Below are 15,975 nucleotides of genomic sequence, written 5' to 3'. Positions count from 1 at the left end.
GTAAGAATATGCATAATGGTGCACAATCACACCAACCAATCAAATGATGAAAACCGCATATGGCACGTAGCCCCGCTACCGCAGGCCGTAAGACCGTTAGGACCTCCGTCATACTGCCTGAAGATGCACACCTTCAGGTCCAGGCGCTGGCAGATGCTAATAACGTCTCATCAGCATGGGTCATTCGCATGGCCATCCAACGCTTTCTAAATGAATACCAAGGTCAGCTGGAGTTGCCTCTGCGGCTGTCCACACGAGGGTCTGAATCAAATGACTGAAGACGTCATTCTCCGCAAGCTAGCGCGCCTAAAAACCGGAGCAAAGCCGCGTGTTTTGGACCTTTTTTCCGGTTGTGGAGGAATTTCCCTCGGATTCGAGGCCGCTGGCTTCGATATGCGTGCCGCTGTCGAATTTGAACCAAATGCAGCCAAATCTCATGGACTAAACTTTCATGATGGTGCCGATGTTCATAGTCAGCCTATCGACATAACCCAGACTTCCCCTGCAGAACTGTGCTTTCGCCTTGGCGTTGGCGAGGTAGCAGATGCTTTTGACGTTGTGGTTGGCGGGCCTCCCTGCCAAGCATTTGCGCGGGTAGGCCGCTCTAAACTACGAGAAATAGAAGCTCATCCTGAAGCATTCATCCATGACCCCAGGGCACAGCTTTACAAGAAGTACTTGGAGTTTGTTGATGCGTTTCAACCCCTTGCCGTTCTAATGGAAAACGTACCTGATATCCTGAACCATGGCGGGCAGAACATCGCAGAAGAAACGTGTGAAGTGCTGGAAGCCAAAGGCTATGTCTGCGGCTATACGCTTCTGAATGCGGCTTTTTATGGCGTTCCACAGATGCGTGAACGTATGTTCCTGATTGGTTATCGCCAGGAGCTAAAACAGCAGGTATCGTTTCCCTCACCAAGCCACTGGCTGGTGCTGCCGCCAGGATATGAGGGGTCACGTTCAGTGGCGCTGAAGTCGCTTCGTGGCCTCCTAGACGAAGCTCACTCCTATATCGAACCTCCGGCCGCTACCCCTGATCTGCCCCCGGCGATAACTGCCGAGGATGCATTGAGTGATCTACCAGCGATTTATGCTAGGGAGCTCCTGGCCGAAGGGAAAATTGCCCGAGGAGCGCGGCGCTTCGATACGCCGGCGGGCTACAACCGCAAGACCCCTTCTACTTTCGCAACGCTTATGCGTACTTGGCCCGGGCACGAAGCTAATAAAGAAGGCCCTAAGGATCACGTTATACGTTACCTGCCACGAGACTATGAACTGTTTGCTCGCATGAACCCGGGCGACCAGTATCCCGAGGCGTACGCGCACGCAGTAGCAATGTTCGAGGAGCGTCTCGTTGCTGCGCAAGCGAAAGGTGAAAATCTCACGAAAGGCTCTGCTAAATACAAAGCACTCTGGGATTCGATTGTACCGCCGTACGACGCTAGTAAGTTTCCAAATAAGTGGCGCAAAATGTGGAGCAACCAGCCCGCCCGTACGTTGATGGCGCACCTTGGCAAGGACGGCTACAGCCATATCCACTATGACAGCAAGCAGTCGCGGACGATATCTGTACGCGAAGCTGCCCGATTGCAGTCGTTCCCAGATGGATTTTTATTCAGCGGTACAATGAATCCTGCGTTCAAGCAAATTGGCAATGCAGTGCCACCGCTGCTGGCGAAAGCTATCGCTACACAGATGATGACTGCGCTCACACAAAAAGAAAGGGAGATCGAGGATGAACCTAGAAGAGCGGCAGCAACAGTTTCTTGAGGCAGCGCACAAGTATTTTGGGGGCACCAAAACTACTCGCACGAGCAAACTTTTCGGTGTCTCTAACAGCGCTAAAATCGTAGAGGGCGGAGTGCAGATCGGGGTACTGAACCTCAAAGCCGTGCGTGAAGATACTGATGCAGACGCTTTCATCTTCGCTTGCGTGATGAAATTCCCACCAGAGGACGAAGTCTATTTCTCGGTGCTGGTCAGAAATGATAAAGCGAGTTTTCTAAAGCGCCTCGCTGAAATGGTACGTCTGGGCGCAGCTGCGAAAAAGACCTCCAGCGAAAAAATCGATGAGGAGGTTGAGGACGACATTGATGATCCGGGAAAACCAGAGAAGCCATTCAAATACAGTGAATACAACAATGTTGTATCAATCTACCTTGCAGAGGGTGGCCGGCTGTGGATGCGTAACTCTGGCTTCTGGAACAGCATGAAATTTGATCTGGCTCCGTTCGGGCCCGGAGTTGAGCCAGATGAGATCGTTGTAGCGCTGTACCCACCAACAGCATCGGCACGCAGGAGTCTCCTGGCCCGCGAATTCATCGGTTGGCTCGGAACTCTTGCAGGACAGGAGAAGATTCACGAGCTTTCGGTCTGGGCCGATACAGCGACTCTCAAGCCCTCCATGTACCGGATGCCGTCGAGCATCCCAGTAGCGGACATTGAAGCAGCAGTAAAATCGCAGGGCGGTCACTATCCGAACGGAGAGGTGCGTCGCTTCCATGCTGCACTGAACTTTCTGACCCACAAACACTTCGTCATCCTATCTGGCCTGTCAGGTACAGGTAAAACTCAGCTAGCGTTGAAGTACGCCCGTGCGGTCCATGGACTAACAGTGGAGACAGAGTCCGATCCGCTGATTTTTGAATGCCCAGTACGCCCCGAGTGGACCGATCCAACCGGCCTGACGGGCTATTATGACGTGCTGACTAACCGGTACGTCGTTCCGCCTTTTCTTGAGGCTGTATTGGTTGCCACCGCACACCGTCAATCACCTGTGTTTGTTGTGCTCGATGAAATGAACTTAGCACGGGTCGAATACTACCTTTCCGACGTTCTATCGTGCATGGAGACCAGGGGAGCGCTACAACTTCACTCTAACGGCATACCTTTGGAAGGAACAACGGGAGCTAGTATTCGCGCTGAGCTGCCATTACCCTCAAACTTGTTCATCATCGGCACTATTAATGTCGATGAAACGACCAATCCAGTCAGCGATAAGGTACTCGACCGGGCATCGGTAATCGATATGTCGATGGTAGATGTACCTGGGTTCCTTACATCGCTTGAGGTTCAGCACCCATACCTCAAAGATGCGCGCGTTGTAATCGAAGCGAAGCTGACGGAAATCCACCAGCTAATGCAGCCACATGGATTAGGGTTCGGTTACCGGCTCATTGAAGAGTGCGTGCGTTATCACGCCTTCGATGCGGAACACCTCAAGACCCCTTCGAAAGACGTAACGGACCAGCTGTTGGTGCAAAAAGTCTTAGTCAAGTTGCGCGGCGCTGAACGGCAGCGATCACTACTCACCAGCCTTGAAAAGGCCTGTCAAGGCCTGCCCAAAGCGGAGTCTTATATTAGAAAACTATTGACAGACCTAGACGATTTCGGCTCTTTCCAGGCGATGCGCTAACTGTGACGGAGCTCTATATCCAGGCCCAAGGTGCCGGGCCAGCTTGGCAGGTTTGGCCGGTCCCGGATTTAATTCCTCCGGGAGCGGTGCGGGAAGGTACCTCTTATCTTTTTGAACTGAGGGACAGCGACGACGCTCTGAACGCTGATCTACTTATAGACGACGTACCGGCTGAAGCGTTGCGGTCTCGTCAGCCGAACGTCGCGCGCTGGCGCTGGGAGCCAGGCTTTCATGCCGGTGTTGTCGAAGCGGTGCTCCGTCTCCCTGGTATAGGCACGCGCCGCTTTGAAATAACAACTGATCCTGACCTGCGTAAACTCACAAGGGACGACTTTGATACAATGGTGCGCGAAGTGCTGGAAGACACCTTCGCTCTGTTCTCACTCAGCGCATTCCGCAAAAGCATAGCTCGCCAGCCAGGAAACAAACCTCCACCACTCGCACGACTCGAATTCCTGCGATCGCGAGTGGAAGAGATCGCTGAAGCGATTGCCGCAATTGCTCGCTCACCCCGCCACTTCCTACGCTCCGAGGAAGTCACCGTGCCAACGCACCGAGCAACTCGCGCGACGGGGCCTGAAATCATTAAATCGTTCCGGTCCGGTGCAGTCCGCACCGAAACGGTTCGACCTTCACGTCTACCTGCAGCCCTAAAAGGTCGCTTACCCGCTCAAATCACGCTACGGCAGAGCCGAAACAGCTTGGACATACAGGAGCATAGGCAGATCAAAGCATGCCTCAAGTCATGGTCAGCATGGCTTGAAAGTGTTGCCGAAGTCCTCGCAAAATCCGATACATCTTACGATCCGGATGTCAGAACGACCGCGAGTAACTGGGCACTTCGCACGCGAAAAATCGCCCGCCGTCTCAACGCCCTTTCTGGCTCGGGCTTCATGGCTAACGTTGGTGAGGGACCAGCGCAACTGCGCATGACTTCACTATTTCGTAACGATCCAGTCTACCAACGCTTTTACAGGCTTTGGCAGGATATGAATCTTGGGCTTGCTGCGCTCTTCGGCGACTTTCTGCAGATGCCATTAGCGAGGACATATGAGCTCTACGAGCTATGGTGCTTCCTACGACTTCTGCGTGCAGCCGTTGAGGTGTATGGGCCTTCCGGCGTGGATCTGAGCAGTCTATTTATTACCACCGCCGAGGGGAGCGTGACAATAGCCGCCGGTGCTGTAGTCGTTCCGATCGGGGCAGGCAAGGAACTGTGTTTTCAGCGGAAGTATTCAGAATACTGGATAGAGTCCGATGGGGAAGGAAGCTTCAGCCGTTCAATGATTCCAGATATTGTTCTCGCCGGCACTGGTCTCGACAGCAGTCCGGAGCGGCACGTCATTGTCCTGGATGCTAAGTACCGCATAAACAGCGGATTAAACGAGGCGCTAAACTCGATCCATACCTATCGCGATGCGCTGGTCCAAGAAAACTCAAACGGGCAGATCAAAGGTGTCGTGACGGCGGCGTACCTGCTCACGCCGCATGTGCCAACATTGAACAAAGACTTCCGGACCACACCTGTACCAGGTCGTCTTTTTCATCCGCAATATCGCAAAAAATTTCGCTTCGGCGCGGTTAAGTTAAGACCCGGCATGAGCCAGAGTGAGCTGAACGACTGCCTAAAATCCATAGTCGAGGATGCTACCTCGTAGAGGAGGAATGAATGGCTGACGTACTTACTGCCAAACAGCGCCAACTCAACATGAGTCGCATCCGAAGCCGTGATACTAAGCCAGAAATGCTGATTCGGCGTGGACTGCACGCGAGAGGGCTTAGATATCGACTATATGACAGTACCCTGCCTGGATGCCCCGACCTTGTTTTTCCGCGATATCGCACCGTAGCATTCATCCATGGCTGCTTCTGGCATTTCCACAAGTGCGCACTCTCAAAACTGCCAGAAACACGAAAGGATTTCTGGCGCCAAAAGCTTGAAACTAATGAAGCCAGAGACCAAAAAGCAGTAAGCGAACTTTTGGCCGCAGGCTGGCGCGTCCTTGTGATCTGGGAATGCGCACTGCGAGGGCAGCAGCGCATGTCTCAGATCGATCTACTTGATCGTGCATCTAAATTCATTCGTGAAACTGAGCCTGCAATACTGATCGTCTCATCACTAAACGAACCATCTACTTGAAACAAATATTACAACCATTCTCAAATTTATAGTCATACAGTAGCCGTTTTCTTCACCGTTCGACCGCGCAGGTTTAGGGAAGGATATTGGATTAGAAATAAGAATCTTTCCTTTCCAGCTAAATAAAAAAGGGGCACTTCGACCGCTAGGTCTTGAGTAAAAAGATCAACAATCGTCGGCCCAAGTTCAAAAATCGTATCCCCTAAATCGATCAGAAATCATGACTACCATGTTTGCCCCTCAGACAATCACTAGTCGTATGGAGCTCCCTGAATCAAATCGGACAAGAACCCATAGTTCGGAACCTGCGGAGTCCCGATGACCATGGCACGATCCAATCCACTATTGACCGTTTCGCAGGCAGTCTCTGGCAGCAGCACGCAAGCATGACAGGCTGCTTTGTTCACCCGCCGTGAACCCGTACCACCCAGATCCTCCGAGCACACGGGATCGGCGGAACACCAAGATGCACGCGAGAGCGCCCTGCGCACCACCGGCCCAAACAGCTCAGGCCGGCCAATGCGAACCAGTCCGCCCAGACTCCCCTCCGAATCCCCGGCAGCCGTATAGATGAGAAAGGCGGCCATCGGTGCCTTCGGATCGCCCGACACGAAGATTCGCTCTTTCAGCGCGGCTGACGAGTAACCGCACTCGAAAACCATTTGATTAATCATGATGTGCGCTAGGGTATGAACCAGTAGGTAGCGGGCTGCCCATTGCGGCGTCCAAGCGTTGCTCTGAAGAGGCGGCAGGAGATTCAGTTCGTTGCCCATGCGGTCTACAAACGCTTGGTCAAGTCGCGCCTCTAGCCAAGTCGCGTTATCAATAAGCCATTGTTTTACGGCGAACTCATTCAGCTCAATATAAATCCCTTCGCCGTAATTCTTGACAGCGGGTAGCCACTGAATTGCAGATTCTGGCGGATGCAAGAAAAGCTGGCTCATGGCAGATGTTGGCATGTCTACGAGGGGATCTCGTGCCCGTATCAGACGCTCGAACCCGTAAAAGACCCGGGTCTCGCGTAATCGCTCAACCAAGTTAACCCGTCCAAACCACTGTTTTAGCTCATCTGGCACCAAGCTCTTGACGACTCGGAGCTCCTCGTCGACGCCAAGACCAACTTCATGGCGCAACACGCTGTATTCGGCTCGCCTGAATGCCAATGTTTGGGACTCAGGCGCGACAGGCTGGGGGGCATCGCTGGGCAGAGAAGTCCCTCGACTGAGGGATTCGATAGCCTGCATGATCGACTCGTCATCAGGAAGGCCTTGGTAATGTGGTTTCAGCATTTCTTTAAGTTTTATTAAGGCAGTCGAGCGATCTCCCATCTGAAGGAGGATTTTGCTGGAGGACAGATCCATGTCATCCCGCCGCAGAACTTTTTGTATGTCTGAGACTGTTCGCTCGCTGGTCATATCAGGCAGGTAGATAGAGGACAGGGTCTTTCCGAAATAGATATTCGACTGGTTGATCAGCACGGCCACCGGAAGTGCGCAACAAGGCTGAACTGATTGGCCTAGCCAAGGGCGTTCTCCGCCGCAGTGGATGTTTGCTGAGCGAAGTCCTGACTTTACGACTTGATCACGTTGTGGGCTAAGTTCCATTCCCATAGACCCCGCCAGTGTTTTTGACTTTCCACAACGTTTGCAGGAAACCCTCACAGACCGCAGATCCGGACCACCCGAATCGCTCAGAGCCAAATCACTGTCACCCGGGCATTCGCACCCACACCAAACCTTCCACGGAAAGTCCGCCACATGTCCATTGCTACAAACGCTGATGAAGCGAACTGGACGCCAGCGAGCCTGCTTTTCCCCCTTTTCCAATGGAGCCAACTTCTGCGTATCGAGGCTGAACCGGCGCATTTTTCCGCTCAGCGTGTCGACATACCAAGTGGGAAAACGGTGTGTCTGAACCTCCAATCTGGAGAGACCCGGATTCTGGTCGTCGAAGCAGTACTCCGGTGGCTGACGGAATTGAGGAACGTGGAGGAGAGCGGAAAGTCGAGGCTCATCGATAATATGCTTACGTACGGCGGACTCGTCTGCTTTCCAGCCGTGCCTTTCATCCCTCTGCATATGCCAGAAATCCAAGCCACAGATGATGTTGGGAGTGCCATTTTTATCGGTGTAGATACTTCCCGAGCCAAACGGAGCGATCAGTTGCCCCAGCCGAATCTCACTGGCCATGTTCTGTATGATCCTCCTCGTAATGGAAATAGTTGCTGCTGATTACCGCTCGGGCAGTTCCATCGACGTTGCGCATGCTGCTGAGAACTCGTGTCCCCTTCAGCTTCTGTTCACGGGTCGCGAACACGCCGGACCAAAGCATCAAATACTCACCCTCTTTTTTTTGCGGATACGACCACCATTCCTGTGGGCTGGCCTGCCATTTTTTGCGGAGGTCGCTGTATACCTTCGACATAGCTTTTTGCACGCGAGCCGATTCCGACGGCTGCGTTTCCATGATGGTTTCGCAGCGCTCAACTACTAGGTCAAACGCGTCATCTAGATGACCGACGTAGTCGCCAAAGGACTCGCCAGGGGATTTAGCGTCATGGCACTGCCTCGCCCAGACCAAGAGGACGCCGGCCAGGGCACGCTCCACTGCCTCTACCGAGAACGGAGTGGCTGAGGTGGGCTCGACACGCTCATAAAGGCGGCGGTGATAGCTGTGGAACTGCTCAAAATGAGAGCGGTCACGACTCTTACTCGGATTGAACATGCTCAGAATGAGGCCTGGTCGGCTGTCCCACTTCCGGCCGACTCGCCCCGTGACCTGAATATATTGCGCCGTTGACTTGGGCTGACCGACAACAGCCATTAACGCCAGTCGGTCGATGTCGACCCCCACCTCTATGATGTTAGACGCGAGGCAGGCATCAATGGATTTTTTGTCACTCCAATCCAGCGCCAGCCGGTCCATAAGCTCTACCAGTTGGGCTTGACTCTGGCGACTGGTCAGTTCTTCCACTTTATTGAGGTAGCGCTGCGTGCCGCCCTTAAGTCCATAGCGAACCGAGTAGTCTTTCATGCGCGCGGCAATGTCAGACTGAAATAAGGTCTGAGCACCACCTAGTTCGCGAAGGCTATTGTAAAATGCCAAAAGCGTCCACCAAGCGTCTTTTCGCTCCTCGAACATACCAGCCCTGAACATCGCAGCCGAAAACGTGCGGACCTGCGCAGTTAGGAAAGACCGATAACCACTGGCATGAATGCCAAGGTATAGGCGTCCCTCTGAAAGCTGGTCATTCTCATCCTTCGCGTAACGGCCGAAGAACGAATCCCCCATCGCCAGCCCCGGATTAGGAAATAACTGCAGATTCTCGCGCGCAAAGACAGTGCGTACTTGTTCTGTTGCGCCGCGAATGGTGGCGGTAGAAGCAATAATTTTGGGCCGGATCAGGTGCCGGCCTTCCTTCGCAGTGCAAAACCGTTCGATCACGCCTTCATACAGACCGTAGATCGTACCTAGTGGTCCGGAAATCAGATGAAACTCATCTTGAATAATCAGCCCAGGCGGCCGTCTGACAGGGGAAACATTTCCTTTTCCATCACGATTAAAACCAAACAGTGCGCCTGCTTCAGGCTTCCAAGAAATCATTGCAAACTTGTCTGCCGTACCGATAAACATGGACGGCGGCTCTTTATAGATCGCCTCGTCGATCACCTCGACAGGAAGCCGGTCACGCTCGCCACCATATTCGCAGCTGACGTCGGAACACTTCAAGTACGGACGTTTTTCGGAAAAAGCCAGTCCTGCCAAGTTGTTGCCGTTGCCTCTGTTTTTGACGGGGCGGCCGACGGCGTCCTGTTCTAACCGGCCGATTGTACTTCGGCACCAAGGGCATTCGGTAAGTACCAACGGGTTGCCTGCAACGTCGTTGCGGTTGTATTTCTGGATGGCAGTGCTTGCGTCTGCCCAAGTGTTCGGCGAACCATTAGCCCCAACCCACAATCCAAGAGTAAATCTGGCTTCCCCTAGCTGAGGGCGGACGAGCTCTGCTTTACGGCGAATGCGGATCTGCTCCATCGCGCAGATTAGACTGGCGGCTCGCTGAAACTGCTGGGTGGTCAACATGCGCAGGGTATAGCGCATGAATACGTTGGTGCCGTCGCGACGAAGTTCGTCGTCGGGGCGCGCAATCAGCCGCTGGTGAAACATGTAAAAGGCTGCGACCGCGAGATAGGCTTCGGTCTTACCGCCCCCTGTAGGAAACCAGATCAGGTCAACAATTTCTCGGTCGTCACTGCGCCCATCTACAAGACCGGCAATACTCATCAGCAGGAAGGCTGCTTGGAAGGCGCGCCAATTGCCGATGTGAGATTTCTCTGAACTGTCGACCCATACTTTCCACGGAGTGCGGGGCTGACCTTCCAATACCTCAGCTGCTGTCACGTGGCCGTCGAAACGGGATAGGGGGCGGCGCAAGATCTGTTTGGAGGCTATCTGTTGCAGCATCATTGCCTGATTCGCCAAGCGGAACGCCTCAAGTGCAGTTTCATCTTCCTGCAAAATGGCGATACCTTTGCCTATGCGCACGAGGCACTGCCTACAGCCCTCAAGATGGCGCGCGGCTACCTCACGCAAATGTGGTTCCAATCCTACGCAGTCCGCCTCACGCGCTTCGATCCAGGCCGCATACTCTCCGGAGAGACGGTCGAGCATCTCCCAGCCTGCGTCGCCCCCGATGAAGGACGATAGGCCTGCCAGCTCACGCATTGACAGAGTAACCAGCTTGCCGTCCCGGTCCCTGATGTCGGGCGTCATACTCGGCAGTTCCACAGCCGGCATCACATCAGCGAATACCGCTTCCGGTGTCGCGCCCTCAACACCTTCCCATCCTGCAGCACAGCCATGTCCGATTGCCCAAGTAGCCTCATCACGGTAGAGCAGGGAGAGAGTCTGCTCGTCCTCGTCGAGCTGCCGAAACGGTCTAACGCCCTCAGGATAACGGCTGAAGGCCGCACCGCCTTGCACACGCACCTCAAAGCAAGCTTGGAAGAGTATGCCCCTCCCCCGCTCCACTCGGCTCTTCATGATGCTAGCATCCAGCTGGTTGCGCAGGACGCAGGTTATGATCCATTTGCCATGCATGCGCCGCGGAAATACTTGAATCTGCAAGGTTAGCCCACCCGACAAAGCAAGGTTCCTCGATGCTGGTTTACCGGGCTCCAAGCTGGCCAGCGAGAACCGTTCGCACGTGTCTAAGGTGGTTGCCGGAACCCGCCGCCAAGCCTCACTCCGGTGCTCACCAGCCTCCTTTGGGGTGATCTTGATACATGGCTCATACCGCCCGTTGACTTGGAACGGCGCCGCCTCCGGCAGCTGCCAGAAGAACTTTTTCTCTGGGGGCAGCGACACAACAAATTCGCCATCCCCCTCCTCAAGACAGAAACTGATCCCCATTACGGATGGCTGGAACATGTCGGAGCTGCCGACTTCGAAATCATCGTCATCCGCCTCCCCACCATCGTATAAGGCACCGCCGTCCGGATTTTCGAACATCGTAGACGACGGAGGCTCATTTGTATCGGAGACCACTGTCTGCACAGTTTCAGGCGAAACGTCGTTGTCCGGTTCGCGCTCGGGTGGTTCAACACCCGCCAGTTCGTCAATCATTGCCCCGCGCACATCGTTGCGTGGGTGCAAAAGACCAGCTCCGTACCGCTGGATAGGTGTTTCGCCATGATAGTGGACAAGTTCCTGAGGCGCGTTGCCTCCATCGCATAGGTAGTACAGGGTCCCGTCGGTGTCATCGGATAGCCGAAAGCATCCCTGCGCATCCACGCTTACTGTGGTGCCAGGGCGAACAGCCTCCAATGGACGCGCAGGGCCTACTAGCTCACCGCGCAGGAATTCAATTTCGGCAGACCGTTCTTTATTCATATTCCTTCCCTGCGTTTTTGACCCATTCGGCCAGCTGTGAGGAGCCCGACGCGTGACAAAAAAGATGAAGTCTCTCCTGTGCCCTGGTAATGCCTGTGTAGAAACGGCTACGGTCGAACCCGCTGTCGGAAGGAATCACATCGGTAATGATGATGACTTTGTTCTCAAGGCCCTTGTAAGCGGGAACAGTGGAGCAACGTATTCCTCTGACACCCTTTGCCCCAGCGGAAACAAAGGGATGCCGGCTCGTTTCGTAAAGCAGAGGCAGCACCGATTGGTGTTCAGCCCCAAAGGAGAGCACTGTAACGTCCTCCGTGCTAAATCCACTGGCCAAGGCCGAATCAATGCACGTGATGATTTGACGGACCTGATCTGCCGCATCTTGGTAAAGCCCTAGATTCCATGCATGCAGGCCTCCTCCCTGACGCAGATATCCGGAGTACGTACTGCGGTCAGCCTTCGAGAGCTTCATCGCTATCTGACCAATGGCCTTGTAGTTCCGACAATTTTCCGTGAGAACCCAACGAGTGGCATAGCATCGCATCGCTGCAAGTGTTGTCTCGAGTGCTCCGGCGCCAGTCAGTACTTGGTTACGGAAGTCACCCAGCATCAAATAGCGGCCTCCGTCCAGGCCTCCATCTAGCAACAGACGGATGCAATCCAGCAGGTCCGGACGCCCGACTATGTCCTGCGCCTCGTCGATAACTAAGTAGTCAAATCGTGCATCATGGGCACACGACGGATCCGTGAGGCGGTCCTGGATAGCCAACGGCAGGTCGGACCAGAAATCATCGTCGGGATTTTCTGGCACACTAATCCCAGTCAGGGCCATCAGCACGCTGAGGACGGAGCCGCCGACCAAGAGCGGTTGGTGATCACACTCAAGCTGACTGGCAGCCCACTGGCCGATCAGCCTGTTGAAGCACAGATAGCCCACACGGAGTCCTTGGGCGGCCTTACGGCGGGCAACCTCGATACCAATCAGCGATTTGCCGGTGCCTGCCCCCCCCTCTACAAGCACCCGAAGGTTGTATTCCGTCAGATGAAGCAGAGGACGCTGCTGCTCTCGCAGGAGTTGCTCGAGTTCCTCCTCGCGAAAGCAGATTTCGGCATTCTTTTCGGGCCGACGGGTGCGGATGGGAAAACAGAAATTGACGAAGTCCGCCACTTGCTTCCCTGACAGCGGCGCCTTTAACGGGGTGATCGTCGGATCTGCATCGATGATCCGATAAACCATTGTTTTAAGCCCATCACACAGTGACTCGCCCGTGGCACAGGCCTCGAACCGGCTGCGGTCCATCACCTCGTATGGCTGAATCGACAGGTTGGGCGGCACGGCAAAGTATGCACGGGGGAATACGCAACAGTGCACCACAGGGACTTGTGAGAAGGACGCTAACCGGTCTATCAGCCGGCGACGTAGGGCAAAGCGAGCATCCTGCGCTTGGCGGAACGGTGATTTGGTGATGCTCTCCGGATACCATCGATCACCATCGAAGCCGATCTCGCGGTGCGATTTGACCTCTATGCAGAGAATGCCGACGTCAGGCATCAAGATCACAAAATCCAGTTCGGTACGTCTGTTGTGGTTGCTCGGAGCCAAGTCCAGCGAGTGGATAACGGTCCAGTCACACTGCGCACTTTCAAGTTTGTGGTAAAGATCCACCTCGCCGGGCGGGGCAGACTCGTCGATAAATCCGGGAATCATGCGCACGGATAATCTCCTCCATAGCTCACTCGATACTGTTCAGAAACCAGTAGCTTCAACGGTTTTTCCAATAAATCTGCCGGCGCAGCGAAGTGCGGCGAGATACTTAGCACTGGTTTAAATGTCACGCTGCCAGTTAGTCCACTTTCTGGCTGGAGCAGGTAGGGATAGACCTCATCTAATGAGATCAGGTGACGGATGGCTGGCAACTCCTTGCGAAGCTCTGCGACAAGTTGTTCGTTGACGATGGCATTCTCAACAGCTCCGTGCTGTATCGCGTTTACTCGCGTGGACTCGACCTCCGCCCAAGCCCGACGCCAGCCTGGAACTGTCCTGCCATCCGCCACGATTGGGGGAATAAGCTCTGGATCAAGTACCTTTGTCAGCAGTGCCTCGAAATGTTTCTTACGCAGAGGGGCGCGAATCACCGAACCATTCACTGCCGTCCATTTCTGGACCGCACGAGACAGGTCCTGTAGTCCAATGCCGGCTTGCTGCATCTTCTGAGCACACGCACCGGGGTGCCGCCTCCAGGCGTCAGCCAGCCCCTCTTTCCACAAGACAGCCAGCGGCGCCTTAGTGACATCGACACTTACCTCGCCGAGATCAGCATCAGCGTCATGAATAAGCAGGTAATCGCCGGCATCGACATCGCCGATATGTCGATAGCCAATGGCATCCGCATCAGTGCAATGGGGGCTGAATACTAGCAAGCGGGAGCCAGGACGCAGGAGCACACTGTACTCAGCGGGAAATTCCACCAGAACACAATCATGCAGTGATTTGCCGGTGGTGGCCTTCTGGTCAAGGAACACAAGATCATCCCCTGACTCCATCTCTGCCGACAAAGTCACAGTACCCAGATTTCCGGTCACCGTGGTTCGAAGCGAGCGAAGTGTAGCGAGATAATTGTGGCTAGAAAGCACCGGATCGTCGGCAAATCCCTCTTCATCCGCCAGCCCCGTCCAGATAAGTCGGACCAGCCGACGATATGTCGGTGACGTGATCAGCGCCTCCGGAGCATAGCCGAAACCGCGCATGCGTAACGGTCCAAACCTGATCAGTACTTCGGTTGGAGGACTCTTGCGATACTCTGCAAGAGTGCTCACGAATATTCCATCATCAAGCTCTATCAAACCGTCCAGCAGGTCGCGAAAAAGATCGCGCTCTTTGTGATGGCACCAGATTCTAATGCGGTCTTCCTCATACTCGCCGACAAGCTCGACGAAAAGCCGTACGAACTCTGAGTTGAGTACGGAGCCCTCCTCCGCGTAGCGGGTGATCAGGTCTTTCAGCAGCTCGACGGTCTGAGCAACCTCCCCTCCCCACTGGCGGCGAGTCCGCTCGTAATCAGTAAGACCGCAGAGCTTGAATACGCCGCTATCGGGCATCAAGGGTGTCGTCAACCACTTCTGCATCTCGAACCGAAGCATCAGAGCTGATTCGTTATGAAAAGCATCCCCTTCCGGCTGGTAGAGCGCAGAATACAGCACACGCATATGGTGGCGGATCACAGAAAAAAGCGGAGACTCACCAATGTAGAGCTCTTGTACCGGCGGGTTGCTCTCTAAGAACTGAAAACGTGCGGTCGTCGGGACAGGCATGTTCATACCCTTCGTTGCAGCACACGCAGCAGCATGCCGGCTGGCATCTCGCCTGACACATACTGGCTGTTGTCGGTGTCGGTGTAATAGCGAATGAGATCACTCAGCCGGTCCTTTAGCTGCGTGATGGCCTCGACAGACGCGTCTCGGTTGCAGACACCAATGATGTCACTGGAGGGAAAAAGCTTCTCCGCACAAAGCAGCGCGGATATACCATCTGCCACCACTAGCGAGGCCGAGTGGACCGCTTCGTTTTGAAGTGCACGCTCGTTGAGGAAGCGCAGGCGCCGTATGTATTTCCGCTCACTATGATGCAAGGTCAAAAGATCGCCCAGCGAAAACCGGTGCTCAGAGGACGCGAAGCCCGCCAAATAAAACTTCTGCATGTAGGTGGAGTCGCGCGCAGCGCCCTGACCGACGAGCACCAAGCCGTCATAGGACCGGCGAAGGTTTGCCTCCAAGATAGGGCTGGTACAGCCTGGCAGTCCGCTGTACGCGGAGGAATTCAACGCCTTACCATCCGGAGGTAACTGCGGCAGGGGACAATTCCGTAACTGCCAGCCGATGGCATTGTCCCGCATGATATAGCGATTGCAGGCCCCGTTCGGGTTTGGGATTTTTTTGCCCTTGCGTTTGATGACCGTCCGGTGTGTGGCGATCTCAAGAACAATGGCATCCAAGTCCCCATCGTAGGCAACAAAACGCCAACGGGTGTCGTCAGCGTCATTACGCACATCCCACAACAGCTCCTCTGAAGAGCTCTCGCGGTGCATACGGGCCGCCACACGCTCGTGACACACCCGCGATAGAAGGTCGAAGTGCGTATCCACGTGGTTTGATGTCGTGCGTTCAAGGTCGCGCCGCAGCGCGCCTAGCGCGATGATCCCAGCAGCCTCCGAGTCGTACGGCATTGACAACAGGCCGACCCGACGAGCACTACTGACATTCAGGCGCCATCGGTAACCCAGTCCAAGCGCAGCTGCTGCCCATGTCGGGAAAGCGTCATGAACCGTATGCGCTTCAAAATACTGCATCCAAGCATCCTGAGGTTCTCTAGCATCCTAAGCAACTGTGATAGCTCCATCCAGTCACATCAATGGGAATCACCGCTACGCGCTCTATAAGCTGTGCCATCATCAGCTTTTTCCCACGTAAACACGAGATCCCTGGAAACTATTATTACCGGCGTGCCGCTTGAATCCAATCTAAACGGCATACA

Annotated in this window: 10 protein-coding genes; 5 read left to right on the top strand and 5 right to left on the bottom strand. The window is 54.5% G+C overall.

Going from position 1 to position 15,975, the window contains the following annotated elements; genetic code table 11:
* Positions 1–59 precede the first annotated feature (59 nt).
* From KVH01_RS25510 to KVH01_RS25490, 5 genes are read left to right on the top strand one after another with little or no spacing between them, the layout of a single operon-like run.
* Complete coding sequence (locus tag KVH01_RS25510; protein ID WP_225924358.1) at positions 60–278, top strand: ribbon-helix-helix domain-containing protein; 219 nt, start codon at positions 60–62, stop codon at positions 276–278.
* Complete coding sequence (locus KVH01_RS25505) at positions 271–1,770, top strand: DNA cytosine methyltransferase (protein WP_217883339.1); 1,500 nt, start codon at positions 271–273, stop codon at positions 1,768–1,770. Before KVH01_RS25510 ends, KVH01_RS25505 begins: the two co-directional genes overlap by 8 nt.
* Positions 1,736–3,415 (top strand): McrB family protein, encoded by a 1,680-nt coding sequence (locus tag KVH01_RS25500; RefSeq protein ID WP_217883338.1) that lies wholly within the window; start codon positions 1,736–1,738, stop codon positions 3,413–3,415. Before KVH01_RS25505 ends, KVH01_RS25500 begins: the two co-directional genes overlap by 35 nt.
* 2 nt (positions 3,416–3,417) lie before the next feature.
* Positions 3,418–5,073: a DUF2357 domain-containing protein gene (locus tag KVH01_RS25495; RefSeq protein ID WP_217883337.1), complete on the top strand. Its 1,656-nt coding sequence runs from the start codon at positions 3,418–3,420 to the stop codon at positions 5,071–5,073.
* Positions 5,074–5,084: 11 nt separating this feature from the next.
* Positions 5,085–5,555: a very short patch repair endonuclease gene (locus tag KVH01_RS25490; RefSeq protein ID WP_217883336.1), complete on the top strand. Its 471-nt coding sequence runs from the start codon at positions 5,085–5,087 to the stop codon at positions 5,553–5,555.
* Between the two features lie 251 nt (positions 5,556–5,806).
* Here the strand turns inward: KVH01_RS25490 and drmB are convergent, their stop codons facing one another.
* Genes drmB through KVH01_RS25465 form a run of 5 tightly spaced genes read right to left on the bottom strand, consistent with a single transcriptional unit; the run spans position 5,807 to position 15,790 of the window.
* Positions 5,807–7,744, bottom strand: a complete 1,938-nt coding sequence (drmB, locus tag KVH01_RS25485) for a DUF1998 domain-containing protein (RefSeq protein ID WP_217883335.1) — start codon at positions 7,742–7,744, stop codon at positions 5,807–5,809.
* Entirely contained in the window at positions 7,734–11,444 is a 3,711-nt protein-coding gene (locus KVH01_RS25480) for a helicase-related protein (RefSeq protein WP_217883334.1), read from the bottom strand. Before KVH01_RS25480 ends, drmB begins: the two co-directional genes overlap by 11 nt.
* Complete coding sequence (locus KVH01_RS25475; protein WP_225924364.1) at positions 11,437–13,152, bottom strand: nuclease-related domain-containing DEAD/DEAH box helicase; 1,716 nt, start codon at positions 13,150–13,152, stop codon at positions 11,437–11,439. Before KVH01_RS25475 ends, KVH01_RS25480 begins: the two co-directional genes overlap by 8 nt.
* The gene (locus KVH01_RS25470) at positions 13,149–14,762 is read right to left on the bottom strand and encodes a hypothetical protein (protein WP_217883332.1); all 1,614 of its coding nucleotides are present in this window, start codon (positions 14,760–14,762) and stop codon (positions 13,149–13,151) included. The genes KVH01_RS25475 and KVH01_RS25470 overlap by 4 nt, the downstream gene beginning before the upstream one ends.
* On the bottom strand, positions 14,759–15,790 hold the full coding sequence (locus KVH01_RS25465) for a hypothetical protein (RefSeq protein ID WP_217883331.1): 1,032 nt from the start codon (positions 15,788–15,790) through the stop codon (positions 14,759–14,761). Before KVH01_RS25465 ends, KVH01_RS25470 begins: the two co-directional genes overlap by 4 nt.
* Positions 15,791–15,975 lie beyond the last annotated feature (185 nt).

The organism is Pseudomonas khavaziana (assembly GCF_019145205.1).
GTDB lineage: Bacteria > Pseudomonadota > Gammaproteobacteria > Pseudomonadales > Pseudomonadaceae > Aquipseudomonas > Aquipseudomonas khavaziana.
This window is presented reverse-complemented; position numbering and strand designations above follow the sequence as displayed.